Origin of the sequence: Streptomyces humicola, from assembly GCF_024436035.1 — a bacterium.
Lineage (GTDB): Bacteria > Actinomycetota > Actinomycetes > Streptomycetales > Streptomycetaceae > Streptantibioticus_B > Streptantibioticus_B humicola.
In genome coordinates, this window is the sequence record NZ_JANFNG010000001.1 from 543802 (window position 1) to 568945 (window position 25144).

Here is a 25144-nt window from a genome sequence, read left to right on the forward strand (position 1 = left end):
CCCGGGAGATCACACGCGGTCGTACACGAGGAGCCCGTCCTCGCGCAGCCGGGCACCCGTCGTCGGACGGTGTTCGGTGAGCCGCCCGTCGTGTGCCAGGTGCAGCACCTGCGCGTGGCGTACCAGAACGGCGAAGTCGGCGATGATCCGCCGGTGGCAGTGCCACCACACGGACTCGCCGCACATCACGGCCGTACGGACGGCGGCCGCCTGCCGCAGCAGATCGTCCATGGCCGCGAGGAATTCCGGGTCGCGGGTGTGGCCGGCGTATCCGCGGAAGGCGGCGTTCTCCCAGAACACGTCGGGCGAGTCACGGGCCGCCTTGCGGAAACCCCCCAGCCGTCGCTCCCACCGGTAGTCGATCCCTGCCGCAGGCAGCCACTCCCGGAGCACCTCCTTGCCCACATCCGGGTTGTGCCTGCTGCCGGGCGCGGTCCGTACGTCGACGACGGCCCGTACACCGGCGCCGCGAAGGAGCGCGGTCAACTGCTCGCGTCCGGCGGTGCCGTGCCCGAACGTCAGCAGTGCCCGCCTCATGGCAGGGCCTGCTCGGCCCAGATGGTCTTGCCGCCGTGCTCATAGTGCACGCCCCAGCGTCGGGTGAGCTGGGCGACGAGGAACAGGCCGCGGCCGCCTTCATCCGTGGTACGGGCGTGGCGCAGGTGCGGAGCGCTGCTGCTGCCGTCCGACACCTCGCAGGTGAGGGCACGGTCCCGGATGAGGCGCAGACGAATGGGACCTCGGGCATGCCGGATTGCGTTGGTGACGAGTTCGCTCACGACCAGCTCCGTGGTGAATCCCGCTTCGTCCAGTCCCCACAAGGCCAGTTGCGGCCCCGTCAGGGCGCGCGCCGTGCTGACCACGGCGGGGTCGGCCGGCAGGTCCCACGTGACCACGTGTTCGTGCGGAAGCGCGCGGGTGCGGGCAACGAGGAGGGCGGCGCTCTCGCCGGCCGCCGGGCCTTGTCGCGGCAGCAGCGCCCGGGTGACGGCGCCGCAGGCCTGTGCCGCGGAGTCGTACGGGTCGGCGAGGACGCGTTCCAGCTCGGTCAGCCCGGAGCGGGGATCCCCGCCACCGGCTCTGAGCAGGCTGTTGGTGCAGAGGGCCAGCAGGCTCCCCTCGGGCAGTTCCACCTCGGCTTTCCGGAACGGCTCCTCACCCACGCCGAGCGCCGGACCAGCAGGGCAGTCGAGGATCTCCGGCACCCCGGCGGGGCGGACGACGACGGGAGCCGGGTGGCCCGCCCGGGCCACGGTGCACTGGCGGGAGACCGGGTCGAGGACGAGGTAAAGGCAGGTCGAGCCCGCCACCTTCTCGACCTTCTCGCCCGCGGCCGGCCCGGCCTGCCCTTCCGCGTCAAGGCGGGCCACCAGGTCGCCCAGCCGCGCGAGGATTTCGTCCGGGGGCAGGTCGAGATCGGCCAGGGTGGACAGAGCGGCCCGCAGCTTGGCCATGCCTGCGGCGGCATGCAGGCCGCGCCCCGCCGTCTCACCGACCGCCATCGCCACCCGGGCCCCCGGCAGCGGAATGACGTCGAACCACGCCCCACTGGCGTCCGAGGGTGTGTAGCTGTGAGCGATATCCGCCGCGCTGTGCGCTGGCAGGTCGCGGACGTGCAGGCCGCGCTGCAGGGCGAGCGCGGCGTTGCGTTCCCGCGTGTACCGCAGGGCGTTGTCCAGGCAGAGGGCGGTACGGGCAGCCAACTCCTGTGCCAGTGCCAGGTCTTCCTCGTGGTAGGCGCCGTGCTCGCGCGAGCTTCGGTAAAAACTGACCAGCCCCAGCACCGCCCCCCGGGCGCACATCGGCACCACCATCAGGGAGTGGATGCCCTCCTCGATGATCCGCTTGGCGCGGACAGGGTCTTGCGCCAGCCATCCGGTGTTCGCGTCGAGCGCACTGACCACACGCGGCTGCAGGTCCGCCAGGCATCGCGTGTGCGGGGTCGGAGCGCCGGACGGCAGGCCGGTCGGTTCGCCTATGGGATAGGCCGTGGACGATGCCTTCCGGGTGGACCGGGAGGCGGCACGGCGCAGCAACGGGTTCGCGTACGCCGGTCCCTGGGTGGGATCGCCGCCGCACAGCACTGAATCCGTCACGTCCACGCACACGCTGTCGGCGAGCCGGGGCACTGCCACATCGGCGAGCTCCCGGGCCGTGCTCATCACGTCCAGACGTGTACCGATACGGATGCCTGCTTCGGCGAGCAGCGACAGACGCTCCTGGTGCCGGCAGCGGTCGGCTTCACCAGTCGCCGTCAGCGCCGCCCCGGGGGGCCCGACCTCCTGAGACGGCCGATCCACGGGGGTGAGGACAACGGTCCAGCGTGGACCGTCGCCGGCTGCTTCCGACGGACGCAAGCGCAGGCCGCAGGCGACCGTGCCGCCGTTGCGATGCCGGACCTGGACGCTCCCCGAGGGGTCCGTCCCCACCGCCCTGGCCAGCAGGGACATCGCGGGGCAGTTCAATGCTTCCGCTCGTGGGTAGCCCAGGAGCTGCTCAGCCTCGCGGCTCCACTCGATCACCCTGCCGCGAGCGTCCACCACCACCGTGGCCACCGGCGCCGCCGGAGACACCGGGTGTTCGTTGTGCGGGTGTACGCGGCTCTGGAGACCGACCATCACTACCTCCCGGGGCAGGACAGGTCGGACATTTTCCGAATAACGGAAAATGTATTTCGAATCATGACGTTATACATCACAAGCCTTCGCGTCAAGGGCATCTTGTGGCTTGGATAAGTTGACCGGTCAACCAAGATCCCTTAGGGTCGTGCCTATGCAGCAGGAGGCGGGTACGCGGGAGCGCATCGTGAGGTCGGCGGCGCGGCTGTTCCTCTCTCGCAGTTACACCTCCGTCGGCATCGCCGACGTCTGTGCCGCCGCGGACGTGCGCAAGGGCAGCTTTTACCACTTCTTCCCGGCCAAGGCCGATCTCGCCAAGGCCGTCATCGACCTGCACGCCGGCGAGCTGGAGCGGCGCTTCGACCTGCACGTGGGCGAGGGCGGGACCGAGCGCGCCCGGCTGTATGCCCTCGTCGACGCGGTCGCAGACATCCACGAGCGGTTCGAGGAACAGTTCGGCCGGATCGTCGGGTGCCCGTTCGGCAACTTCGCCGCCGAACTGGCCACGCTCGACGACGACGTGCGGGCGCATGTCGCCGCTGTGCTCCAGCGATGGGAGGAGCGCCTCGCCGAGGGGTGCCACCGGGCGGCGCAGGCCGGGGTGTTGCGGCCGGGGGTCGATCCGGCGCAGCTCGCCCGTACCCTCCTCGCCCAGGTCCAGGGCCTGATCCTGCTCGCCAAGGTCCGCCGCGGCCCCGCGGAGTCGATCCCCGCCGATCTGCGCGGACTGATCGGTCACTACATGAACGAGGAGGCCGCACTGCCGTGATCAGGGACCGCGTCGATTTCCACTTCGATCCGATGTGCCCGTTCGCCTACGAGGCCTCGGTGTGGATACGCAACGTCCGCGACGAAACCGGCCTGGAGGTGAGCTGGCGGTTCTTCAGCCTCGAAGAGGCCAACCGCGCCGACGGCAAGAAGCACCCCTGGGAACGCGACTGGTCCTACGGCTGGTCGCTCATGCGGATCGGTGCCGCACTGCGCCGCCGCGACATGGCGCTGCTCGATGAGTGGTATGCCGTGACGGGCCGGCTCCTGCACCGCGACGGAGGCAAGCCGCACGACCCCGACGTGGCCCGGCGGCTGCTCGCCGGAATGGGCGTCGGTGCGGACGTGCTCGACGAGGCCATCGGCGACCCCTCGACCCACGAGGACGTCAGGGCCGATCACCAACGGGTCCTGGACGCGGAAGGGTTCGGCGTCCCGACGCTGTGCTTCCCGGACGGCGAATGGCTCTTCGGCCCGGTTCTGATCGACGCTCCGGCCGGTGAGAAGGCGCTCGCCCTGTGGAACGTGGTGACCGGCATGGCCGACCTGCCGGACGTCTACGAACTCCAGCGCCCCAAGTCCGCGGCGCACCAGGAACGCATCCTGCGCCACCTCCAGCCGTACCTGCGGGGCCGGGACTGGGTCAGTATCGACCGCGGCCAGGTCATCGAACTCGACGGGAGCCTCTCGTGATCGACAAGGACACCGTGGTCGACGCCCTCGCCCAGGAGTGGGCCGCGATCGACCATCTCGTCGCCGGTCTCGACGACGACCAGTGGGCCGCCGCGAGCCCTTGTCCCGGCTGGACGGTGCAGGACGTGGTCGCCCACATCATCGGCACCGAGCTCGGGTTGAGCGGCGGACAGCCGGATCCTGCCACCGCGGACGTCCACAGCCTGCCCCACGTCCGCAATGACATCGGCGCGTTCAATGAAGCGTGGGTGGCCTGCTTCCGCGACCGCAGCCCGGCCCAGGTGCTCGACCGGTTCCGTGCCGTCACCGGGCAGCGCACCGAGGCGCTCGCCGAGATGCCGGCCGAGGAGTTCCACGCTCCGTCCTGGACCCCTGCCGGACACGCCACTTACGCGCGGTTCATGCAGATCAGGGTCTTCGACTGCTGGATGCATGAGCAGGACATCCGGGACGCCGTCGGACGCCCCGGCAACGAGGACGGTCCCGGCGCCGCGATCAGCATCGACGAGATCACGCAGGCGCTCGGATACGTCGTCGGCAAGCGCGGCAAGGCACCGGACGGATCGTCGCTCACCTTCGACCTCACCGGGCCGCTGCGGCGGCAGCTGCACGTCACGGTCGACGGCAGGGCGAGGGTGGTCGACGGACTTGCCCGGCCCGCGGATGTCGCGATCTCGCTGCCCCTCGGGGTGTTCACCCGGCTGTGCGGCGGCCGGGCCCGTCCGCAGGACGTGGCCGATTCGATCGCGTTCGAGGGCGACCGGGAGCTCGGCCGCCAGATCGTGAGCTCACTGGCGTTCACCATCTGACACCATGTGCGCGGCTCACATGGGCCCGTGCCCAGGAGGGGGCGCCGCGCACGTGTCGGGGGACGCCGTACCGCTCGTACGTTGCGCGCATCAATTGCGCGTCACCGTACGATCCACATCCCGTAGTGGGTGATGACACGTCAGGGCTAGAGTGGCGGTGAGCTGCACCAGAGTTGGGGACCGGAGATGAGTGAGCCTGTGGACGTCGACGACCTGCTGCGGAAGCCGAGCATTGCTCGCATGTACGACTACTTCCTCGGCGGCAAGGACAATTACGCGATCGACCGGGACACCGCAGAGGCCGCCTTGGAGGCCTATCCCGGCGCCAAGGCCTTCGCCCGTGCCAACAGGACGTTCCTGAGCAACGCCGTGCACTACCTTGCCGGGGAGGCCGGGATCCGGCAGTTCCTCGACATCGGGGCGGGGATTCCGACGTCGCCGAACACCTTCGAGGCCGCCCAGGGAGTGGCCCCGGAATGCCGGGTCGTCTACGTCGACAACGATCCCATCGCTCTCGCCCACGGCCGCGCGTTCATCAACAGCGATCCGCGCGGGAGGACTGCATGGATCCAGGAGGATCTGCGCAATCCGGACGCCATTCTCGCCGATCACACGCTGTCGGGGCCGGATGCCGTGCTGGACCTGAGCCGGCCGGTGGCGCTGATGCTGATCGCCATCATGCACTTCATCACCGACGAGGAAGGCCCGTACGACCTGGTGAGGACGCTGATCGATGCGCTGCCGTCGGGAAGTTACCTGATGCTGTCCCACGTCACGCCGGACTACAACCCGGTGCAGATCGCACGGGCCGTCGCCGCATACGAGAAGAGCGGAGTCCGTGCCCAGGTACGTACGCGCGCGCAGGTGGAACGGTTCCTGGAAGGGCTCGAACCGGTCGGCCCGGGCATCGACCTGGTCTCGCGGTGGAATGCGGCCGGGGCCAGCACCGTGCACAGCTCCCTGACCGATGAGGAGGTCTCCTGCTACGGGGTGGTCGCCCGCAAGCCGTGAACGCGACGGAACGGGCCCCGGCCGCGCGATGCGACCGGGGGCCCGGTGGTGCTTGCTGTCGGCGCTGCTGATGCGGCGTGCGTCAGCCGGTGAAGGCTGCCGTGCCGTTCGGTGTGCCGAGGCCGGTCGGGCCGTCATAGCCCTGTCCGGCGTTGCACAGGTAGCTGGGCGAGCAACTGCCGTTGGAGCCGGAGGTGACGTCGTTCAGCGCCGAGGGGTTGTTGTAGGGGAAGGAGGCGGGGTTGCTGCCGGACGATGGCGTCCCGGCGTCCGCGTAGACGCTGGCGATGATCGGCGACGAGGCGCTGGTGCCGCCGTACACGTCCCAACCGGAGGCGCCGTAGGTGTCGTAGACCGCGACGCCGGTGTTCGGGTCGGCGACGGCCGCGACATCGGCGACGGTTCGGTTGGAGCAGCCGGAGTCGGTCTGCCAGCTGGGCTTGGGCTCGTACTGCGAGCACCCGGAACCGGTGCCCTCCCCGCCTGAGCTGGAGCCCCACACCGTCTCCGACCAGCCGCGCGAGCTGCTGTCCTGGGTCAACGAGGTGCCGCCGACCGCTGTGACACCCGGGGAGGCCGCCGGGTACTCCACGCCGTAGCCGGAGTCACCGGCGGATGCGGTGATCACGACGCCCGGGTGGTTGAAGTAGCTGCTGTCGGCGGAGGTGTCCGAGGGGTCCTCGGAGCCGCCGTAGCTGTTGGAGACGAAGCCGGCGCCCTGGCTGACCGCCTGGTTCACGGCCGTGCCGAGATCGCTCATATCGGCCGAGTTGGCCTCGACGAGGACGATGTGGGCGTTGGGCGCGATCGCCGAGACCATGTCCAGGTCGAGGGAGATCTCACCGGCCCAGCCGGAGTCGGCGCTTGGGTAGTTGGTGCCGCCGTTCTGGTCGATCTTCTTGAAGCAGCCGTTGTCGGTGGTGCAGGCCGGCAGGCCGTACTGCGAACGGTACGTCGCCAGGTCCGACTCGGCGTTGGGGTCGTCCTGCGCGTCCACGATCGCGACGGTCTGGCCGGAACCGCCGTCGGAGGGCAGGTTGTACGCGCTCTGCAGGTCGGACGGCCCGTAACCGGAGGGTGTGGCGTTGGGCGACAGCGCACGCTTTTGCATGACGTTGGTGCGTTCCAGGGCGTTGCACGCCATCTCGCCGGCCCTCTTCGGCACCGAGCACAGACGCTTGAAGTCGGGCTGGTGGGCGGTGGTGGCCGCGTTTGCCGGAGTCGACAGGGTGAGGGCGCCGACGACGAGAGCTGACGCGGAGGCGCTTGCGAGCAGGGCCGTGCGGAGTCTTCGGCGCCGCACGGGGGATTCGGATCGATCGGATATAGCCAACGAACGGCCCTCCCTGGGGGGATGGGGACGGCGCGAGGAGGCACCCTTGTGAGGTGCCGGGCCGCTGCGCAGTCCCGGAGGTGTGGGAACTCGTACGTGGTGCTGCCCGGCGGGATCAGGGCCCCGCGCGGGGTTCCGGCGGGGAGACGCATGCGTGCAGATCATGCACATGTCAGATCTGCCAATTGCCACCCCGCCGAGTGGTGTCTATGCGGTGAGGAAACTAGCGGACGCCTGTTCGCCCGACAAGACAAAGTCGGGCAGGAAACACAGGATCCACACAGTGACGCGGGTGGCGGCCGGCGGCCGGCTATGGCTTCACGGCGAGACCGGCCACGATCAGCTGCTCCCAGACGGTCAGTTCGCGGTCCGCGCCGCCGGTGCTTCCGGTGCCATCCGCGCCGCTGCCGATACGGGGGACGTCCTTCACCGTGTCGGGCCGCCAGGACGCCGCCGGCACTACCCCGGGGTCCTGGATCTCCAGGCCGGCGAACAGGTCACGGATCTCCTCGTCGCTGCGCCACCTTCCCCGGCCGAACGTCGCCTGGAGCACCCGCTCCGCCTCCGTCGTCTCCTTGTTGTGCCCCGTGCGGAAGTGGCTGATGAAGACGCAGCTTTTGGACGGCACCTGGTCGCGCCAGTAGCGGACGACGGCGGCGGGGTCCTCGTCGTCGTTGAGGTGGTGCAGGATCGCGCTGAGAATCACCGCGACCGGCCGGTCGAAGTCGATCAGCGCAGTGGTGTCCGGGTGGTGGCGGATGACCTCCGGTTCGCGGACGTCCGCCTTGATGACCGTGGTCCGGTCGTTCTCCACCAGCAGCGCCCGGCCGTGCGCGAGGACGATGGGGTCGCTGTCCACGTAGACCACCCGGGAGTCGTGCGCATGGCGCTGGGCAACCTGGTGGACGTTGTCGGCCGTCGGCAGGCCGCTTCCCATGTCGATGAACTGCCGTATCCCGGTCTGCACCGCGATGTCGCGTACCGCGCGCACCAGCGCCTGGCGGTTGGAGTAGGCGATGGCGACCGAGCCGGGCATGTCGTTGATGAACCGGTCGCCGATTGCTCGGTCCACCGCGTAGTTGTCCTTGCCGCCGAGCAGATAGTCGTAGACGCGGGCGATGCTCGGCTTGCTCACGTCCACTCCGGAAACGCCGTCGGCCATGACAACTTCCCTTCCTGCACACGGTTCTGCGCTCGGTGCTGTGATCAGCAATCCTAGGAGAGTCCCGGTCCGCGCGCCCCCGGCTTGCCCCGACGGGGGAGGTCTCCGTCGATGCCGGCGAGGAATGCCTCCGTCCGCTTTATGTGCATGACATGTTCACCGTCATGAGCCTTCCGCGTTGTCTACGCGCGTGGTGTTCTGCTGCGCACCGGCCACAACCTCATGGCCGACGACCAGTCAACTCAATGGGGGCCACTCATGGTTCGACCAACCCTCCGGCGCGCAGTCGTCGCCGGCACCTGCGCCGTCGCGCTCGCCTGTGCCGCGCCGGCCCACGCCGCCGGGAGCTACTCGGCGTTCGCCTTCACCCTGGGCAACAGCGAGCCGACGATCTACGACTTCATCAATTCCGCCACCACGTCACTTGACATGACCATGTACGAACTCAGCGACTCGACCGCGGTGTCCGACCTGATCAAGCGGAAACAGGCCGGGGTCAAGGTGCGGGTGATCCTCGACGGAACCAGGACCTCGGTCAACGACTCGGCGTACAACGCCCTCAAGAACGCAGGGGTTGGGGTCGTCTGGTCGTCCTCCCGGTTCGTCTACACCCACCAGAAGACCATCACCGTGGACGGCACCGAGTCGCTCATCCTCAGCGGCAACCTCACCTCCCAGTACTACCCGACCAGCCGCGACTACGGGGTCTTCGACAGCGACAGCAAGGACGTCAACGCCATCGAGCAGGTCTTCGACGCGGACTACACCGACGCGTCGATCACGCCGAGCGACGGCGACAACCTGCTCTGGTCGCCCACGGACTCCCAGTCCCGGCTGCTCTCCTTCATCAACTCCGCCACCAAGAGCCTCGACGTCGAGGAGGAGGAGTTCAGCGACAGCGCCATCGTCAAGGCGATCGCTCAGAAGGCTCAGGAGGGCGTGACCGTACGCGTGGTGGTGGAGGATCCGTCCTCCTACGCCTCGGAGATATCCGAGATAAAGAACGCCGGTGGCACGGTGGTGGGCTACTCGTCGAGCACCGGCTTCTACATCCACGCCAAGGCGATGGTCGCCGACTACGGAACGTCGACCGCCGCCGTCGAGGTCGGGTCGATGAACATCAGCAGCAACTCGCTCAGCAGCAACCGCGAACTGGGGATCACCCTCCACGACACCGGTGTGGAGTCCGTCGTGGAGAACGCGTTCACCAGCGACTACGACGGGGGCACTCCCGCCTGACCCGGCCCGGCTGCGTCCAGCCGCCGCCCGCCGCCTCCCCCCGCAAGGGAGGCGGCGGCCGGCCACCGGTCACTCCGCACAGCCTTCGATGATCACTCAGGGCACTGTTGTCATCTCGTTAAGTGTCCACTTCTTGACGGCACCCCGATACGGGGATTGACTCACGCCACCTTCGGCCGCGGCCTCGCGGCGACTCCCGGGAGGTCTGCGTGACGACCATGTGGCGGTGCGCCGCGTCTGCGGCGATGGCGGTGGCGATGTCGATCGACCTGGCGGCCTGCGCCGGCAAGCCCGTCTATGGCACGCCCAGGACCGACGCGGCGAGCGTCGCCGAAGGCTTCGCGGTGGGCCTGGCACTGCCGGAGACCCAGACCACCCGCTACGACGCGGTCGACCGTCCCACCATCAGGAAGAAACTGCAGGAGTTGTGCCCGAAGTGCACGTTGGACTACAAGAACGCCGGAGGTGACGCCAACGTCCAGCGGCAGCAGATCGATGCCCTCATACGCGACGGGGTGAAGGTCATCATCCTTGACGCCGTCGACTACCGGGCGATCCGTCCCTCGGTCGACAAGGCGCACGCTCTGGGTATCAAGGTCGTCGCCTACGACCGGCTGGCGCAGGGCGCGGTCGACGCTTACGCGTCGTTCGACAACACCGAGATCGGCAAGCAGCAGGGCGAGGGCCTGCTGCAGGCGCTCGGCTCCCGGGCCACGCCGGCCAGCCGGATCGTCATGATCGACGGCGACCGGGACGACCCCAACGCGGCCCAGTTCAAGGCCGGCGCGCACAGCGCTCTGGACGGGAAGGTCACCATCGCCGCCGAGTACGACACCGACGGCTGGCTCGCCGACAACGCGAACAAAGAGGTGGCCGATGCGATCGCCCGGCTCGGCAAGGACAACATCGCCGCCGTCTACTCGGCCAACGACGGCATGGCCACCGGTGTCATCAGCGCTCTGCAGTCCGCCGGGATCGCACCGCTGCCACCGGTGAGCGGCCAGGACGCACAACTCGACGCCGTCCAGCGCGTGATCGCAGGCACCCAGGCCTTCACGATCTACAAGCCGTATGTGGTGGAGGCGGAGACGGCCGCGGAGATGGCGATCGACGTCGCCACCGGAACGCCCATCGACATCGCCAACACGACCGTCTCCAACGGGACCGACAACGCCGTCCCCGCCAGGCTGGTCGACACGGCGATCCTCGACGCCAGCGACATCAGACAGACGGTGGTCGCCGACGGGCTCTACACGATCGACCAGATCTGCACCCCGCAATACGCGCAGGCCTGCGCAAAGGCAGGCCTGAAGTAGACCCTCGGGGCGGCCAGGGTCAGCCCGTGGCACGCGTCGGATCGGGCGTCCTGCCGGTCACGGAGGAAATCCTGGCAGGCGGGTCGAAGGGGCCCCGGCTCTCGCTTCGCGCCTCGCCGGCCGAGGAGGTCAGCGCGGTGTTGGCAGGGGGCGCCGGAGTGATGGATCGGGTGCTCAGCCTGTGACTGGCCGCCTCGTCCAGGCTCACCGGTCGCCGCAACGTGGCGGCCAGCCGGCCCGCTTCACGGCCGAGGGCGGCGATGTCGTCCCACCGGAGGGTGAGGACGACGTGAAGGGCGGCATCCCCGTCCGGGAGGGCATGGAGGGGAAGACTGCCGGCGGTGCTGCTCGGATTGCTCGGATCGCTCATCGGGTGATCCTCCACGGTAATGGCGGCATGGGGAGCTCTGCGCGTGACCGGCGCCGCTCTGCATGGAGTCAATACGGGCGTGTCCGCGGAACGGTTCACCCGGACCCGGACCCGGACTCGGGCACGGACCCGGACTCCGACTCGGACTCGGGCACGGACTCGCTGAGCACGGCGGCCATCGTGGCGCCGAGCTCCCAGCACGCCTGGAGGTCGGCCTTGCCCGGCTCGCCGGTGACCGCGACCTCGGCGGCCGCCTGCTGCCAGCCCATCCCGGTGGTGATCGAGACGATCCCGCGCACCGTTCCGGTGACGTCGCTGCCGCCGTGCACGTAGTAGCCGAACGGCCTGCCGCGGGTGGTGTCCAGGCACGGGTAGTAGACCTGGTCGAAGAAGTGCTTGAGCGCTCCGGACATGTAGCCGAGGTTCGCGGTGGTGCCGAGCAGATAGCCGTCGGCGGCGAGTACGTCGGGGACGGTCGCGGCGAGCGCCGGCCGTCGTACGACCTCTACCCCTTCGATCTCGTCGGTGGTCGCACCAGAGACGACGGCTTCGAACATCGCCTGCAGGTTGGGTGACGGAGTGTGATGCACGATCAGCAAGGTGGGCACAGCAGCCGAGCCTGCCCGCTCGCCGGCGCCGCTGGCAAGCAGGCGCCGCCGCGCACTGGTCCTGGTGCGACCGCCGCAGCACCATGGAAGGGAGCAGCCGAGGAGCGAGCAGCCCGGCGCCGAAGAGCCGAGGAGGAGTGCGATGAGCGTCGAACTGAACCACACCATCGTGCGGGCGCACGACAAGAAGGCCTCCGCCGAATTCCTCGCGGGCATTCTGGGGCTGCCCGTCGGGCCGCCGACCGGACCGTTCGTGCCGGTCGAGCTCGGCAACGGCGTCACCCTCGACTATGCCGAGTCCGACGAGATCGTTCCGCAGCACTACGCGTTCCTGGTGGGTGAGGAGGAGTTCGACGCGGCGTTCACCCGCATCCGTGACGCCGGGATCGAGTACTACGCGGACCCCGGCCACCACGAACGCGGCGAGATCAACCACCGTTGGGGCGGCCGCGGCGTGTACTTCGACGACGTCAACGGCCACAACATGGAGTTGCTGACCCGCACCGCTCAGTAATCGATCCTGTGCATCGCGTGCCTTCGCATCTCACGCGGTGTGAGCTCTGTATCGCCCTGAGGTGCGAATCGGGCCGTACGGGGCGCGGCCGGGGCGGTGTGACACGGTCGCGGCCCATTCTTGGTCTGGGCTTTACAAGCCTCCTGCAACCACTTGTGTAGATTCCGTGTCTTTGGGGATACCGGATCATCTGATGAAGTGACTGAGTGGAGCATGGGCGTGGGGCGGATCAAGGGGAATATCGGTATCGCGCTGGTGGCGTGCGCAGTGGTCGCCGGCGCCAGCGCGTGCGGCGGCAATGCATCGGCGTCGGCCACCGCCTCGAAGTCGCCGAACCCGAAGGCGAGCGTGACCGCGCACCCGTCACCGACGGGCCCCTCCGGCCCGCCGATGCTGCTGGACACCATCGTCCCCGAGGACGGGTCGACGGTCGGGGTGGCCATGCCGATATCCGTGGTGTTCACCGACCCCGTAGCGGTCTCGGCGCGGGCCGCGATCGAGCAGCGCCTTAAGGTGACCACCTCGGTCCCGGTCACCGGTGCATGGCACTGGTTCAGCAGCACGCGGGTCGACTGGCGCCCGGAGAAGTACTGGCCGTCCGGGACCAAGGTGACACTCGACGCCGATCTGAACGGCGTCGGTGACGGCAACGGCGAATACGGCGTCCACAGCTACCAGCACACCTTCACCATCGGCCCGGACACGGAGGCCACCGTCTCCGTCCCCGGCCACACGATGAAGGTCTACCGCAACGGCTCGCTGGTGCGCACCATGCCGATCGACGCCGGCAGCCCCAGCTTCCCGTCCTGGGACGGCACCATGGCCGTCATCGACAAGCAGCGCGAGGTGCGGATGACCTCCTGCAGCGTCGGCATAACCTGCGACAAGAGCAACCCCAACTACTATGACCTGACGCTGCCGTGGGACGTTCAGCTCACCACCTCGGGCACGTACGTCCACTACTCCACCGGCGACCCGTACCCCGGCCACAGCTACGGTTCGCACGGCTGCGTCCACCTGTCGATGTCCGATGCCCAGTGGTTCTACAACTACGTCGAGCAGGGCGACCCGATCACCATCACCGGTTCGCCGCGCGGCGACGCCGCCGGGGACAACGGCTACGCGGCCTTCAACCTCACCTGGTCGCAGTGGCTCGCGGGAAGCACCACCGGCGCGCAGACGACCAGCACCTCCTGACGAAGCGCCTCCCGAAGAGCCGGCAATACGGGTGCGGCGGCCCCTGTGGCCGCCGCACCCTATTGATCTGATGGGGCGTCAGCTAGCCTTCGCCTCATGCCCGTCACGGTCGTGCGCTTCAACCTCGTCGATCCCTCACCCACCCCCGAGTCGCTGGCCGCCCGCTACCGCGCCGCCGTCGAGATGGCCGCCTTCGCGGACGAACGCGGCATCACGACCGTCCAGACCGAGGAGCACCATGCAACCGACAACGGCTGGATGCCCTCACCGCTCGCCTTCGCCGGAGCGGTCTTCGGCGCGACGCGCCGCATCACCGTCACCGTCTCGGCGCTGATCGGTCCGCTCCACGACCCGCTCCGCCTCGCCGAGGACATCGCCGTCCTCGACCTGATCGGAGCAGGCCGCCTCGTCACCGTCGCAGGTCTCGGCTACCGGCCCGAGGAGTACGCGGCGCACGGCAAGGAATGGAAGCGGCGCGGCGCACTGCAGGACGAGACGCTGGAGGCGCTGCTGACCGCGTGGCGGGGCGAGCCCTTCGTCCACCAGGGCCGTACGGTCCAGGTGACGCCGCGTCCGTACACCAGGCCCCATCCGCTCCTGCTCGTCGGAGGCAGCTCGAAGGCTGCCGCGCGCCGCGCCGCCCGCCTCGGTCTGCCCTTCTTCCCCAGCGCGCGCCTGCCCGAGCTGGAGTCGTACTACCACGAGCGCCGCGCCGAATACGGCACCGAGGGCTGGGTGCTGCAGCCCCCGGCCCGCACCTGCCTGCTGCACATCGCCGAGGATCCGGACCGCGCCTGGCACCGCTACGGCTCCCACCTGCTGTACGAGGCGCTCACCTACGCCTCCTGGCAGTCGTCCGGCATCCACTCCGCCGTCCGCTCCACCGCCGGAGACGTCGAGGAGCTGCGCCGGGAGGGCGTCTACCGCATCGTCACCCCCGACCAGTGCCTGCGCATCGCCGAAGAGGCGGGCCCCGAGAGCTCGTTGATACTCCACCCGCTGTGCGGTGGCATGCCGGTCGACGAGGGCTGGCGCTCCCTGCACCTGTTCGCGGAGCGTGTCCTGCCGCGGCTGCCCGCCTGACGTGCCTGACCCCGTGCCTCCATGGGGGCCGTGACCAGTACAGTTACCCGCGGGTACCGCGGGGTACTCGCCGCAGGGGGACGGCCGGAAGAGGATGGTGCATGAAGACGGCCCCGATGCCGCTGCTCGGACGCGACCGGGAGATCGCCGCGGTCGAGGCGATGCTGGCCGGGGCGGTCGACGGCACCGGAAGCGTGCTGGTGGTCAGCGCCGGCGCGGGGCTAGGAAAGACGGCCTTGCTGGACGCGGCGGCCGAGCTGGCGCGGCGCAGCGGGTTCACTGTGCTCAAGGCGCGCGGCAGCCCGCCCGAGCGCGATCTGCCATTCGGCCTGGCGACCAGGGTGTTCGAGCCTGCCCGCGCGGAACTGGTGGCCGCGGGGCTCGACACCGGCGAGGCGGGGCAGCCCCAGCCGGCCGCCCTGCACCGGGCTCTCGCCCATCTGGCGTCCCGAACGTCCGTCCTCGTGGCCGTCGACGACCTCCACTGCCTCGACCGGCAGTCGCTGCGCTGGCTGAGCACCCTGCCGCACCGCGTCGACCATGCGCCGGTGGCCGTGATGCTCACCGTGTGCCCCGGCGAGCCGCCCGCGGACCCCGCCGTCCTCGACGAGCTGCTGGCGGCGAGCGCGGCGGAGCTCCACCCGGCCCGCGTCGGCGCCGAGGCCGTATCGGCACTCCTCGAACGCACACTGGCCAGCACACCCGACGAGCCCTTCACCGCCGCCGTCCTGCGCGAGACGGGCGGCAACCCCCTCCTTGTCACCGAACTCGCCGCCGCCATACGGGACCACGGGATCGCACCGTCCGCGGACTCGGCGGCCGAGGTGGCCGGCCTCGCCGTCCCCCGGCTCGCCTCCGCGCTCCACGCCCGGCTGCGCCGCATATCGCCCCACGCCCTCGACGTCGCTCGGGCCGCCGCCGTACTCGGCGAGGAAGCGGACCTCCAGCGGGTCACCGCTGTCTGCAGCGCCCGCGGACTCGATCCGCACGTGGTCTTGGAGGTGCTCACGGCGCTGAGCCGGGCGGACGTACTGCCCGTGACGGAGCTTGCCATCGCCTTCGCCCAGCCCTTGCTGCGCACCACCGTGCTGCGCAACACTCCGTTCGGGCAGCTGCAGAGCCTGCACGCCGAGGCGGCGCGGACCCTGCGGTCGACGGGCGCACCCGAAACCCGCGTCGCGGAACACCTCCTCGCCACCCCGGCTACGGCCGGACCGTGGGCAGTCGCCGTGCTGCGCGAAGCGGCGGCGACCGCACTCGGGCGCGGCGAGCCGGAGATGGCCGCCGCTCACCTGGCCAGGGCGCTGAGCGAACCGGTGCCGGACGCCGACCGCACCCGGCTGCTGACCCAACTCGGCCGGTCCGAGGCGTACATCGGCTTCGACTCCGCGATCCGGCATCTCACCGAGGCGTCGCGGACCCCCGCGCCACCCGGCCACCGCGCCGAGGCGGTACGGGAGCTGGCGGAACTGCTCGCGCTGACCGGACGGCACCGGGCCGCCGTCGACCTTCTCGGCGCACCGGACGACGACACCGGCGCCGATCGGGCACTCGCACGCATCGAGCTGCGGCTCGACCATGAGGCCACGGCGGAGGAGGCGGCGGAGCTGCTCGGCCGGCTGCCCAAACCCGTGGCCTCGGGCGAATCGGAGGAGGGCCGCCACCTGAGCCTGCTCGCCATGCGTGCCGCATGGGCGGGCCGGTCCCGGACCCGCGCCGCAGCCCTCGCCCAGCAGGCGCTGGCCGCCCTCCCCGTCACCCCGCGCTCGGTCCGCCCCATCCTGCGCTGCGTCCAGGTGCTCGGCCAGGCGGGCCTCGCCGAGGACGGGTACGAACGCTGCGACGCTCTCGTCGGCCACGCCGAACGGTGGTCGCACCGGCCCTGCCTGGCCGCGGCCCGCTCCCTGCGCGGCACGATGGCCCACCGGCTCGGCCGGATATGGGAGGCCGCCGAGGACAGCCGCGCCGCGCTCGGCCTGCTCGTCGCCTGCGGGGCGCCACGCGGCAGCGGCACGGCGACGGAGTTCCTGGCCCGGCTGGTGGAGATCCTCACCGATCTCGGTGAACTCGACGAGGCGGCGGGGCTCGTCGAGCAGGCGGAGCTCTCCGGTGACGTGCCGGAGACATGGGCCGGTACGGCGCTGCTGCTCGCACGCGGCCGGCTGCGCGTCGCCTGCGGGCGGTCCGCCGAAGGGCTGCGGGACCTGCTGTCCGCGGGCAACAGGTTTCCGACCTGGGCCGTGGAGAATCCCGCCGTCGCACCGTGGCGCTCCGAAGCGGCCATGGCGTTGCTGGCGCTCGGTGAGACCACGGAGGCGCGCCGCCATGCCGCCGACGCGGTCGAGCAGGCGCGCCGGTGGGGTGCGCCGGGCCCGCTGGGCGGCGCGCTGCGCATGCTCGGGGCCGTCCAGGGCGGCTCCCGCGGACTTGCCAGGCTCGAGGAGTCGGTCAACGTTCTGGAGCGCTCCTCCGCCAGGTTGGAACTGGCGCGGTCGCTGAGCGAGTACGGGTCGGCGCTCGGCCGGGCCAAGCGCCCGACGCCGGCCAGGCGGGCGCTGCGTGCGGCGCTCGACGTGGCGGAGGAATGCGGCTGCGCGGACCTGGCGCGGCGCACGCGCATCGAGCTGGCCGCGTCGGGCGGGCGCCCGCCCAAGTCGCCGGGGACGGAGGGCGTCGCCGCCCTGACCGCGGCCGAACTGCGTACCGCGATGCTCGCCGCCAAGGGCAAGACCAACCGCGAGCTCGCCGAGATCCTGCTGGTCCAGTTGCGGACCGTCGAGGTCCATCTCACCAATGCCTACCGAAAGCTGGGCATAGACGGACGCGACCAGCTTGCGTCCGTTCTGCACGGGCGTACACCGACCCGTACCGGGTCACAGTGAGCTGACAACTCCCGCTCCCTGCCTACCCTTTCACTTCCCTCACTCCGTTCACGTTTCTCCACACCACGTGCGTACCAGGCGCACAGCCGCCGCGCGGTGCCGCTTCCGCCGTGTCTTCGCCTGCCCCTAAACGCGGATTTGTCCGACCGAGGCCCAAGGGGGCGGGTGCAGCAGTGGTAAATGCGCCACCGCAGCGATGTGAAGAACTCGTCGATATTCGGTGGGTAATGCGTCACGGAAGCCCGTTGCGGTACCGAAACGTTGACCGAAACATTCACCGTCCACAGGTGGCCCGGCGCTCCGCTGACGTGGTTTTCTCCTAACCCGAACCCCACAAGCACTGAAGGGAAGCGCGCCTCATGCGTAACGACTTCACGCCGATCGAGACCCGCGAGATCGACGACGCCGACCTGGACAACGTCTCCGGTGGCGTTCTCGGCCTCGACCTCGCCGGCGTCACCGGCACCGTTGCCGGTACCGTCGCCGGCACCACCGCCACCGTCGAGGGTGCCCTGCCCGCGCCGGTGAACGGCCTGGCCGCCCCGGTCAACGGCGTCGTGCAGAACGTCACCGGCACCATCGCCGGCCTCTGACGACTGCATTTGCTCAATCGACCGGCACAGCATCGGGCTACCGGTACAGCTACCGGTACAGTTGATAAATACCGGTTTGGTTGACCATGGGCCCCGGGATTCTCTGCCCGGGGCCCATGAATGCTGTCGGTGGACGGCCGGCTGCGCACTACTGCGCCTGTGTTACGGTCAAGTCCTTCTGTGACCGACCGAGATGAACGCAGTTTGAGGGAATAGTTCTGTGCAGTTCCGGCAAAAGGCGCTTGCCAAGGTGCAATCGCCTGAGGAGCTCGACATTCCGGTGCGACTCGCCCGGCCGCAGGGCTGGTTCGTCCTGGCCGTCACGATGGCCGTCGTGGCCGTCGCGTGCTTCTGGGCCGTGACCGGTACCGTGACCTCCACCCTGACCGCCCCCGGGATCCTCACCCATGCCGAGGGCAGTTACATCCTGCAGAGCCCCGTCGCGGGTCAGGTCACCGCAGTCTTCGCCAACGAGGGCGACACCCTGCGCAGCGGCGCGCCCTTGCTGAGTATCCGCACGGACCAGAGGACCGAGACCGTACGGACCGTGGCCGCGGGCCGGGTGACCACGCTGTCGGCGAAGATAGGCGCGGTGGTGGCCACCGGCGCGGACCTGGCGAGCGTCGAACGGATCGACAACCCCGACGAACCCCTGATCGCCATGGTGTACGCACAGGGCGACAGCAGTGCGACGATCCCGGTCGGCGCACCCGTGGACCTGACCGTTCAATCGGTGCCTGCCCAGCAGTACGGCGTACTGCGCGGCCATGTCGAGGCAGTCGGCCAAATCCCCGAGACACAGCAGCAGATCGCCGACTTCCTCGGCAGCAGCCAGCTGGGGGAGGAGTTCTCGGCGCAGGGGCAGCCCGTCGCGGTGGTCGTCCGGCTCGACCCGTCGTCAGGCACCCCTTCCGGCTACGCATGGTCGACGGCGCACGGACCGCCGCACACCATCGAGTCCACCACACTGGTGAGCGGATCCATCCACCTCGCCTCCCAGCACCCCGTCGACTGGATCCTCCCGTGACCGGGCAGCGAGGGCGTCACCGCCCGGCCGGCGCGCGCACCGGGCCGGCGCCGAAGCCGCGCGCGGGGAGGAAGCAGAAGACCGTCCGCACCCCCACCGTCCTGCAGATGGAGGCGGTGGAGTGCGGAGCGGCCGCACTTGCCATGGTGCTCGCCCACTACGGACGCCATGTGCCGCTCGAAGAGCTGCGCATCGCCTGCGGCGTCTCCCGTGACGGTTCGCGCGCCAGCAACCTGCTCAAGGCTGCCCGCAGCTACGGCCTGACCGCTAAGGGCATGCAGATGGAACCGGCTGCACTCGCCGAGGTACGGCCCCCGGCCATCCTCTTCTGGGAGTTCAACCACTTCGTCGTCCACGACGGCCTGGGCCGGCGCCTCGGCCGCCGCGGCGTCCACCTCAACGACCCCGCCCGCGGCCGCCGTTTCGTGCCGATGGAGGAGTTCGACTCCAGCTTCACCGGCGTCGTGCTCACCTTCGAGCCCGGCACCACCTTCCGCCGCGGCGGTCGCAAGCCCGGGATCATGGGCGCCCTGCCCGCACGGCTGCGCGGCACCACCGGCACCATGCTCGCCGCACTGATCGCCAGCTTCCTGCTGGTCGTCGTCGGCGCCGCAGTGCCGGCCCTCAGCCGCACGTACATCGACATGTTCCTCTTCGGCAACCAGACGTCGCTGCTGCCGGTGCTCTTCGCGTCGATGGCCACGACGGTGGTGCTGACCGCCGTGCTCACCGCCCTGCAGCAGGCCAATCTGCTGCGCGGTCGCATCATCTCGTCCACGCTGAGCAGCGCCCGGTTCCTGCGCCATCTGTTCAGGCTGCCCGTCACCTTCTTCGCCCAGCGCAATCCGGCCGACCTCGTCCAGCGCCTGCAGTCCAACGACACCGTCGCCGAGACGCTGGCCAGGGACCTCGCCGCCGCGGCCGTGGACGCCGTGGTCGTCGTCGTGTACGCGGTGCTGCTGTGGACGTACGACCCCCAACTGACCGTCATCGGGGTGCTGCTCGCCCTGTTCAACGTGGTTGCCCTGCGGCTGGTCATCCGGCTCCGGAGCACCGGCGTGCAGAAGTTGCGTGCCGACACCGCCCGGCTCACCAACACCTCCTACAGCGGCCTGCAGTTGATCGAGACCATGAAGGCCACCGGCGGTGAGAACGGCTACTTCCGCCGCTGGGCCGGCCAGCATGCGACCACCCTCGACCTGCAGCAGCGGCTCGGCGTGCCGAGCGCGGCGCTTGCCGTGGTCGCACCGACCCTCGCGGCGCTCAACAGCGCGCTGATCCTGCTGATCGGCGGATTGCGCGCAGTCGAAGGACATGTCTCGATCGGCCTGCTCGTCGCCTTCCAGGCGCTGGTGACCAGTTTCACCGCCCCCGTCACCCGGCTCAACGGCGTGGCCGGCCGCGTCCAGGACTTCGCCGCCGACGTGGCCCGGCTCAAGGACGTCGAGAGTTTCCCAGGGGATGCGCGGCTCGCCGGCGCGGAGAGCGACCCACGAGTGCGCAGGCTCAGCGGGCACGTGACGCTGGAGTCCATCACCTTCGGCTACAACCCGCTTGACAAGCCACTGCTCACCGACTTCTCGCTCTCCGTCGGGCCGGGTCGGCAGGTAGCCCTCGTCGGCGGCTCCGGCAGCGGCAAGTCCACCGTCTCCCGGCTGGTCGCCGGCCTGTACAAGCCGTGGGAGGGCGAGATCCGCATCGACGGGCAGCGTCTGGAGGAGATCTCGCGCAGTTCGCTGTCCGCCTCGGTCTCCTTCGTCGACCAGGACATCTTCCTCTTCGAGGGCACCGTCCGCGACAACGTGGCGCTGTGGGACCCGTCGATACCGGACGAGGCGGTCGTGGCCGCGCTGAAGGACGCCGCCGTCCTCGACGTGGTCACCCGGCGCCCCGGCGGCATCCACAGCCGGGTCGAGCAGGACGGCCGCAACTTCTCCGGCGGCCAGCGGCAACGGCTGGAGATCGCACGGGCATTGGTCCGCCAGCCGAGCGTCCTCGTCCTCGACGAGGTGACCAGCGCCCTCGACGCCGAGACCGAGCAGGTGATCATCGACAACCTGCGGCGGCGCGGCTGCGCCTGCGTCGTGATCGCGCACCGGCTGAGCACCGTGCGCGACAGCGACGAGATCGTCGTCCTCGACCACGGCTCCGTCGTGGAGCGCGGCCGTCACGAGGAGCTCATCGCCGCCGGTGGCACCTACGCCGAGCTGGTCAGGGAGCACTGACGTGACATCCGTCCACCCTTCGGCGGCCACCGGCGCGGCCCATGGCGACGTGGTCGTCGCCGCCCTGGGCGGCCTCGGCACGCCGGTCGACTGCGCGAGCGTGCGGGCCCTGCCGCTGGAGGGACCGCATGTGCTGTGGCTCGTCGTCGACGGTGCGATGGACCTGTTCGCCGTCGACGCGGTCCAGCAGGGGCGATGGCACTTCCTGGGCCGTCTCGAAGCGGGGACTGTGCTGCTCGGCCCGGTCGAGGGGCCGCAGCACACGCTGCTGGGCAGGCCCTTGCAGGGATGCGTCCTCCGGCGGATCCAGTTGCGCGAGCTGCTCCGGCCCCAGCCCCCGTACGGCGATCAGCAGTACGGTCACCAGTACGGCGGCCCGTACACCGACCCCTGGTCTTACAACAGCCCCGAAGCGGCACTGAGTCCGCTGGAGGACGCGTTCGCCCGTGGCATCGGCCGCAGCCTGCGGGTGCTCTCCGAAGCTCCGTTGAACGGCACGTCGGGGCCGGGTGCCGCGTACGAACCGGCCGACGAGAGCATCCTGTGGATGCCGGTCGCCCCCGGCAGCCTGCAGTACGGGGCCGTCTACGGCGCGGAAGCGGCACAGGACCTGCTGATCGACGGCGCCATGTGGCAGCTCATGCTCGACCAGCAGGCACGCCTGCTCCACGCGCTCGACGGATGGATCAACCGCCTCGAACGCGCCCACGAGGATCGCACGGCGGCCGGCATCAAGGCAGGCGAGGCCGTCCGCGCCCAGGCCGACCAGGCGCTGCTCGCCTCCATCGACAGAAACGACAGGGCGGGGCGCGGCGCCGCAGGCACCACCGAAGGGGCCGACGGCACCACCCTCGCCGCCTGCCGTCTGGTCGGCGCCGCGGCCGGCGTCGAGGTCTCCGCGCCCCCGGCGGGCGGGGCCGCGGACGAGCGTACCAACCCGGTCGAGCGGATCGCGCTCCACTCGCGGTTCCGCACCCGCGTCGTCAGACTCACCGGCGCCTGGTGGCGGGAGCACACCGGCCCCCTGCTCGGCCACCGCGCCGGGACCGGGTCTCCGGTGGCCCTGCTGTGGCGCCGCGGCGGTTACGAAGCGGTGAACCCGACCACCGGCAGGCGGACGAGGATCGGCAAGGCCAACGCAGACGAGTTCGAGCCCCGCGCCGTGATGTTCTACCGTCCGCTGCCCGAAGAGCCGCTGTCCGCCTGGGGACTGCTGCGTTTCAGCCTGCGCGGCACCGGCAAGGACGTGCGCAACCTGGTGCTCGGCGCCGTCGTCGCCGTCGCGCTCGGGGCGCTGGTGCCGATCGCGACCGGCCAGGTGCTCGGCGTCTACGTGCCGAATGCCGAGCACGACCTCATCGTCCAGACGGCACTGGCGCTGGTGGCCACCACCGTCGTCTCCGCCGCGTTCATGCTGCTGGAGAACGTCGCCATCCTGCGCATGGAGGGCCGCATCGAGGCCACACTCCAACCGGCCGTCTGGGACCGGCTGCTGCGCCTGCCGACGAAGTTCTTCGCCGGGCGCTCCACCGGCGAGCTGGCCAGTGCGGCGATGGGCATCAGCGCGATACGCCGTGTGCTCTCCGGCATCAGCTCGGTGGCGGCCCAGGCCTGCACTGTCGGTGCGGTGAACTTCGCCCTGCTGATGTTCTACAGCCCGTCGCTGACCCTGGTGGCGCTGGGCGTGCTGCTCGTCAGCGCCGCGGTGTTCCTCGGCATGGGGCTGTGGCAGCTGCGTTACCAGCGCAGACTGATCGCGCTCAGCAACAAGCTCAACAACCAGGCCTTCCAGTCGTTGCGCGGGCTGCCGAAGCTGCGGGTGGCGGCGGCCGAGAGCTTCGCCTACGCGGCCTGGGCGCGCGAGTTCGCCGAAAGCCGCGAACTGCAGCAGCGCGTCGGCCGGATCAAGAACCTCAACACCGTGTTCAACGCGGTCTACCTGCCGTTCTGCACGCTGCTGATGTTCGCGCTGCTCGCCGGACCGGCCCGCGGCGCGCTTTCGGCGAGCGGATTTCTCACGTTCAACACCGCGGTGACGATGATGCTCACCTCGGCGACGCAGCTCACCGGCGCGCTCATCTCCGCCGCATCCGTGCTGCCGCTGTTCGAGCAGCTCAAGCCGGTGCTCGACGAGACTCCCGAAGTGCCCGGCGGCAATGTGGCGCCCGGGCAGCTCGCGGGGGAGATCGAGGCCAGGCACCTTTCGTACCGGTACTCCGACGAAGCGCCGCTGGTGCTCGACGACGTCTCATTCACGGTGCGGCCCGGTGAGTTCGTGGCGATCGTCGGGAACAGCGGCTGCGGCAAGTCGACCCTGCTGCGGCTGCTCATCGGCTTCGACCGGCCGACCGGCGGCAGCGTGCTCTACGACGGCCAGGACCTGGCGGCGCTCGACCAGACCGCGGTGCGCCGCCAGTGCGGAGTCGTCCTGCAGAACGCGCAGCCGCACTCGGGCTCGATCCTGGACAGCATCTGCGGCTCGGAAATGTACTCCCTCGACGAGGCGTGGGAGGCGGCCGCGATGGCGGGCCTCGCCGAGGACATCAAGCGCATGCCGATGGGGATGCACACCGTGCTCTCCGACGGCGGCAGCACCATCTCCGGAGGTCAGCGGCAACGCCTGATGATCGCCCAGGCCCTGATCCGGCGCCCGCGCATCCTGTTCTTCGACGAGGCCACGAGCGCGTTGGACAACGAGACCCAGCGCGTCGTGATCGACAGCACCCGCCAACTGCGGGCCACGCGCATCGTGATCGCCCACCGGCTGTCCACCGTCATGGACGCGGACCGGGTGATTGTCATGGCGGACGGCCGGATCGCCCAGCAGGGGCCGCCCGCCGAACTGCTCGCCGACGCGGGCGGCCTCTTCCACGCGCTGGTCCGCCGCCAGTTGCAGTGACGCCGGCGGCCTCGGCGCCCGTCTCCTTCAGCTGCGCAGCATGCCGCCGACGATGGAGCCGATGCCGGCGCCCTCGGCGCTGCTCGCGCCGGCCTCGCGGGTGATGTACGGCTCGAGCGCGTGGGCCAGGTTCGGCAGTGGCATGCTCTGGAGCCAGATCTGGCCGGGTCCGGTCAGTGCGACCAGGTGGTAGCCGTCGCCGCCGAAGATCTTGTTGGCGACGCCCGGAACGGTGGTGATGTTGAACTGCACCTGCTCCTCGAACATGCCCACATGTCCGGGGTGGACGAGCATGGTCTGCCCGGGACCGAGCATGTACTGGGTCAGCTCCCCCGACAGCTCGATCCAGGCGCGCCCCTGGCCCTCCAGCCGCTGCAGCACAAAACCGTCGCCGCCCCACAGACCGCCGCGGAAGGACTGCTGCAGACCGACGGTCGGGCTGACGCCCAGCGTGCCGCACAACCAGCCGTGGCGGTGGACCAGAAAGCCGCGGCCCGGCGCGATGTCGACGGGCACGATGTGGCCGGGCACCTTCGCCGCAAAGGCCACCAGGCCGGGACCGTCCTGTGCCTGATACTGCGTCAGGAACAGCCCGCCGCCGCCCACCGCGCGCTTGAGGGTGTTCATGAACCCGCCGCCGCCCCCGCCCGACCTGGTGGTCTGCGACATCCGCACGTTCGCCGACATCCACGACAGCTCACCGTGCGTCGACACCACTGTTTCTCCCGGCGCGAGCTGGACCTCCAGCACCGGCATCGTGCTGCCCTTGATGTCCGCCTGCATAGTGCATCCTCCCC

The 25144-nt window shown here is 70.1% G+C and carries 21 protein-coding genes; 14 read left to right on the forward strand and 7 right to left on the reverse strand.

The annotated features are described in order from the left end of the window. Positions 1-9: 9 nt before the first annotated feature. Together NGB36_RS02605 and NGB36_RS02610 are read right to left on the reverse strand one after the other, a co-directional pair. On the reverse strand, positions 10-537 hold the full coding sequence (locus tag NGB36_RS02605; RefSeq protein WP_255918359.1) for a DUF488 domain-containing protein: 528 nt from the start codon (positions 535-537) through the stop codon (positions 10-12). Beyond that, positions 534-2618 (reverse strand): ATP-binding SpoIIE family protein phosphatase, encoded by a 2085-nt coding sequence (locus tag NGB36_RS02610; protein WP_255918360.1) that lies wholly within the window; start codon positions 2616-2618, stop codon positions 534-536. Before NGB36_RS02610 ends, NGB36_RS02605 begins: the two co-directional genes overlap by 4 nt. A 154-nt stretch (positions 2619-2772) precedes the next feature. On the opposite strand from NGB36_RS02610, the gene NGB36_RS02615 reads away from it, so the two are divergent. The 4 genes from NGB36_RS02615 (at position 2773) to NGB36_RS02630 (ending at position 5899) form a co-directional block, all read left to right on the forward strand. Then, positions 2773-3387: a TetR/AcrR family transcriptional regulator gene (locus tag NGB36_RS02615; RefSeq protein ID WP_255918361.1), complete on the forward strand. Its 615-nt coding sequence runs from the start codon at positions 2773-2775 to the stop codon at positions 3385-3387. After that, positions 3384-4079, forward strand: a complete 696-nt coding sequence (locus NGB36_RS02620; protein ID WP_255918362.1) for a mycothiol-dependent nitroreductase Rv2466c family protein — start codon at positions 3384-3386, stop codon at positions 4077-4079. The genes NGB36_RS02615 and NGB36_RS02620 overlap by 4 nt, the downstream gene beginning before the upstream one ends. Continuing rightward, positions 4076-4888, forward strand: a complete 813-nt coding sequence (locus NGB36_RS02625; protein ID WP_255918364.1) for a maleylpyruvate isomerase family mycothiol-dependent enzyme — start codon at positions 4076-4078, stop codon at positions 4886-4888. The genes NGB36_RS02620 and NGB36_RS02625 overlap by 4 nt, the downstream gene beginning before the upstream one ends. A gap of 186 nt (positions 4889-5074) precedes the next feature. Next, a complete protein-coding gene (locus tag NGB36_RS02630) occupies positions 5075-5899 on the forward strand; it encodes an SAM-dependent methyltransferase (RefSeq protein ID WP_255918365.1) in 825 nt (274 codons plus the stop codon). Positions 5900-5981: 82 nt separating this feature from the next. Here NGB36_RS02630 and NGB36_RS02635 read toward each other — a convergent pair whose 3' ends face one another. Continuing rightward, the gene (locus tag NGB36_RS02635; RefSeq protein ID WP_255918366.1) at positions 5982-7202 is read right to left on the reverse strand and encodes a S53 family peptidase; all 1221 of its coding nucleotides are present in this window, start codon (positions 7200-7202) and stop codon (positions 5982-5984) included. A gap of 340 nt (positions 7203-7542) precedes the next feature. Continuing rightward, positions 7543-8394 (reverse strand): SAM-dependent methyltransferase, encoded by an 852-nt coding sequence (locus NGB36_RS02640; RefSeq protein WP_255918367.1) that lies wholly within the window; start codon positions 8392-8394, stop codon positions 7543-7545. Between the two features lie 258 nt (positions 8395-8652). Between NGB36_RS02640 and NGB36_RS02645 the strand changes: the two genes are divergently transcribed. Further along, the gene (locus NGB36_RS02645; protein ID WP_255918368.1) at positions 8653-9633 is read left to right on the forward strand and encodes a phospholipase D-like domain-containing protein; all 981 of its coding nucleotides are present in this window, start codon (positions 8653-8655) and stop codon (positions 9631-9633) included. 209 nt (positions 9634-9842) lie between these two features. Continuing rightward, entirely contained in the window at positions 9843-10949 is a 1107-nt protein-coding gene (locus NGB36_RS02650) for a sugar ABC transporter substrate-binding protein (protein WP_372509354.1), read from the forward strand. 19 nt (positions 10950-10968) lie between these two features. Here the strand turns inward: NGB36_RS02650 and NGB36_RS02655 are convergent, their stop codons facing one another. Both NGB36_RS02655 and NGB36_RS02660 read right to left on the reverse strand, forming a co-directional pair. Then, complete coding sequence (locus NGB36_RS02655) at positions 10969-11319, reverse strand: hypothetical protein (protein ID WP_255918369.1); 351 nt, start codon at positions 11317-11319, stop codon at positions 10969-10971. Between the two features lie 95 nt (positions 11320-11414). Further along, the gene (locus NGB36_RS02660; protein WP_255918370.1) at positions 11415-11927 is read right to left on the reverse strand and encodes a flavodoxin family protein; all 513 of its coding nucleotides are present in this window, start codon (positions 11925-11927) and stop codon (positions 11415-11417) included. 142 nt (positions 11928-12069) lie between these two features. Between NGB36_RS02660 and NGB36_RS02665 the strand changes: the two genes are divergently transcribed. The 8 genes from NGB36_RS02665 (at position 12070) to NGB36_RS02700 (ending at position 24347) form a co-directional block, all read left to right on the forward strand. Then, complete coding sequence (locus tag NGB36_RS02665) at positions 12070-12441, forward strand: VOC family protein (protein ID WP_255918371.1); 372 nt, start codon at positions 12070-12072, stop codon at positions 12439-12441. Between the two features lie 219 nt (positions 12442-12660). After that, positions 12661-13638, forward strand: coding sequence for a L,D-transpeptidase (locus NGB36_RS02670; RefSeq protein WP_372509356.1), 978 nt, complete (start codon positions 12661-12663; stop codon positions 13636-13638). Between the two features lie 96 nt (positions 13639-13734). Further along, positions 13735-14721: an LLM class flavin-dependent oxidoreductase gene (locus NGB36_RS02675; protein ID WP_255918372.1), complete on the forward strand. Its 987-nt coding sequence runs from the start codon at positions 13735-13737 to the stop codon at positions 14719-14721. Positions 14722-14822: 101 nt separating this feature from the next. Further along, positions 14823-17603, forward strand: coding sequence for an ATP-binding protein (locus NGB36_RS02680; RefSeq protein WP_255918373.1), 2781 nt, complete (start codon positions 14823-14825; stop codon positions 17601-17603). Between the two features lie 359 nt (positions 17604-17962). Then, positions 17963-18196 carry a type A2 lantipeptide gene (locus NGB36_RS02685; protein ID WP_255918374.1) on the forward strand — a complete coding sequence of 78 codons (234 nt, stop codon included), beginning with the start codon at positions 17963-17965 and terminating at the stop codon, positions 18194-18196. 220 nt (positions 18197-18416) lie between these two features. Further along, on the forward strand, positions 18417-19223 hold the full coding sequence (locus NGB36_RS02690) for a biotin/lipoyl-containing protein (RefSeq protein ID WP_255918375.1): 807 nt from the start codon (positions 18417-18419) through the stop codon (positions 19221-19223). Continuing rightward, a complete protein-coding gene (locus NGB36_RS02695; RefSeq protein WP_255918376.1) occupies positions 19220-21448 on the forward strand; it encodes an NHLP family bacteriocin export ABC transporter peptidase/permease/ATPase subunit in 2229 nt (742 codons plus the stop codon). Before NGB36_RS02690 ends, NGB36_RS02695 begins: the two co-directional genes overlap by 4 nt. A gap of 1 nt (position 21449) precedes the next feature. Then, entirely contained in the window at positions 21450-24347 is a 2898-nt protein-coding gene (locus NGB36_RS02700; protein ID WP_255918377.1) for an NHLP bacteriocin export ABC transporter permease/ATPase subunit, read from the forward strand. A gap of 27 nt (positions 24348-24374) precedes the next feature. Here NGB36_RS02700 and NGB36_RS02705 read toward each other — a convergent pair whose 3' ends face one another. Continuing rightward, positions 24375-25130, reverse strand: coding sequence for a TIGR00266 family protein (locus NGB36_RS02705; RefSeq protein ID WP_255918378.1), 756 nt, complete (start codon positions 25128-25130; stop codon positions 24375-24377). Positions 25131-25144 lie beyond the last annotated feature (14 nt).

Excerpts from the sequence above, each read along its gene's own strand:
- NGB36_RS02605 (WP_255918359.1), bottom strand. The coding sequence starts at position 537 with ATGAGGCGGGCACTGCTGACGTTCGGGCACGGCACCGCCGGACGCGAG.
- NGB36_RS02610 (WP_255918360.1), bottom strand. The coding sequence starts at position 2,618 with ATGGTCGGTCTCCAGAGCCGCGTACACCCGCACAACGAACACCCGGTG.
- NGB36_RS02615 (WP_255918361.1), top strand. The coding sequence starts at position 2,773 with ATGCAGCAGGAGGCGGGTACGCGGGAGCGCATCGTGAGGTCGGCGGCG.
- NGB36_RS02630 (WP_255918365.1), top strand. The coding sequence starts at position 5,075 with ATGAGTGAGCCTGTGGACGTCGACGACCTGCTGCGGAAGCCGAGCATT.
- NGB36_RS02640 (WP_255918367.1), bottom strand. The coding sequence starts at position 8,394 with ATGGCCGACGGCGTTTCCGGAGTGGACGTGAGCAAGCCGAGCATCGCC.
- NGB36_RS02645 (WP_255918368.1), top strand. The coding sequence starts at position 8,653 with ATGGTTCGACCAACCCTCCGGCGCGCAGTCGTCGCCGGCACCTGCGCC.
- NGB36_RS02655 (WP_255918369.1), bottom strand. The coding sequence starts at position 11,319 with ATGAGCGATCCGAGCAATCCGAGCAGCACCGCCGGCAGTCTTCCCCTC.
- NGB36_RS02665 (WP_255918371.1), top strand. The coding sequence starts at position 12,070 with ATGAGCGTCGAACTGAACCACACCATCGTGCGGGCGCACGACAAGAAG.
- NGB36_RS02675 (WP_255918372.1), top strand. The coding sequence starts at position 13,735 with ATGCCCGTCACGGTCGTGCGCTTCAACCTCGTCGATCCCTCACCCACC.
- NGB36_RS02680 (WP_255918373.1), top strand. The coding sequence starts at position 14,823 with ATGAAGACGGCCCCGATGCCGCTGCTCGGACGCGACCGGGAGATCGCC.
- NGB36_RS02685 (WP_255918374.1), top strand. The coding sequence starts at position 17,963 with ATGCGTAACGACTTCACGCCGATCGAGACCCGCGAGATCGACGACGCC.
- NGB36_RS02705 (WP_255918378.1), bottom strand. The coding sequence starts at position 25,130 with ATGCAGGCGGACATCAAGGGCAGCACGATGCCGGTGCTGGAGGTCCAG.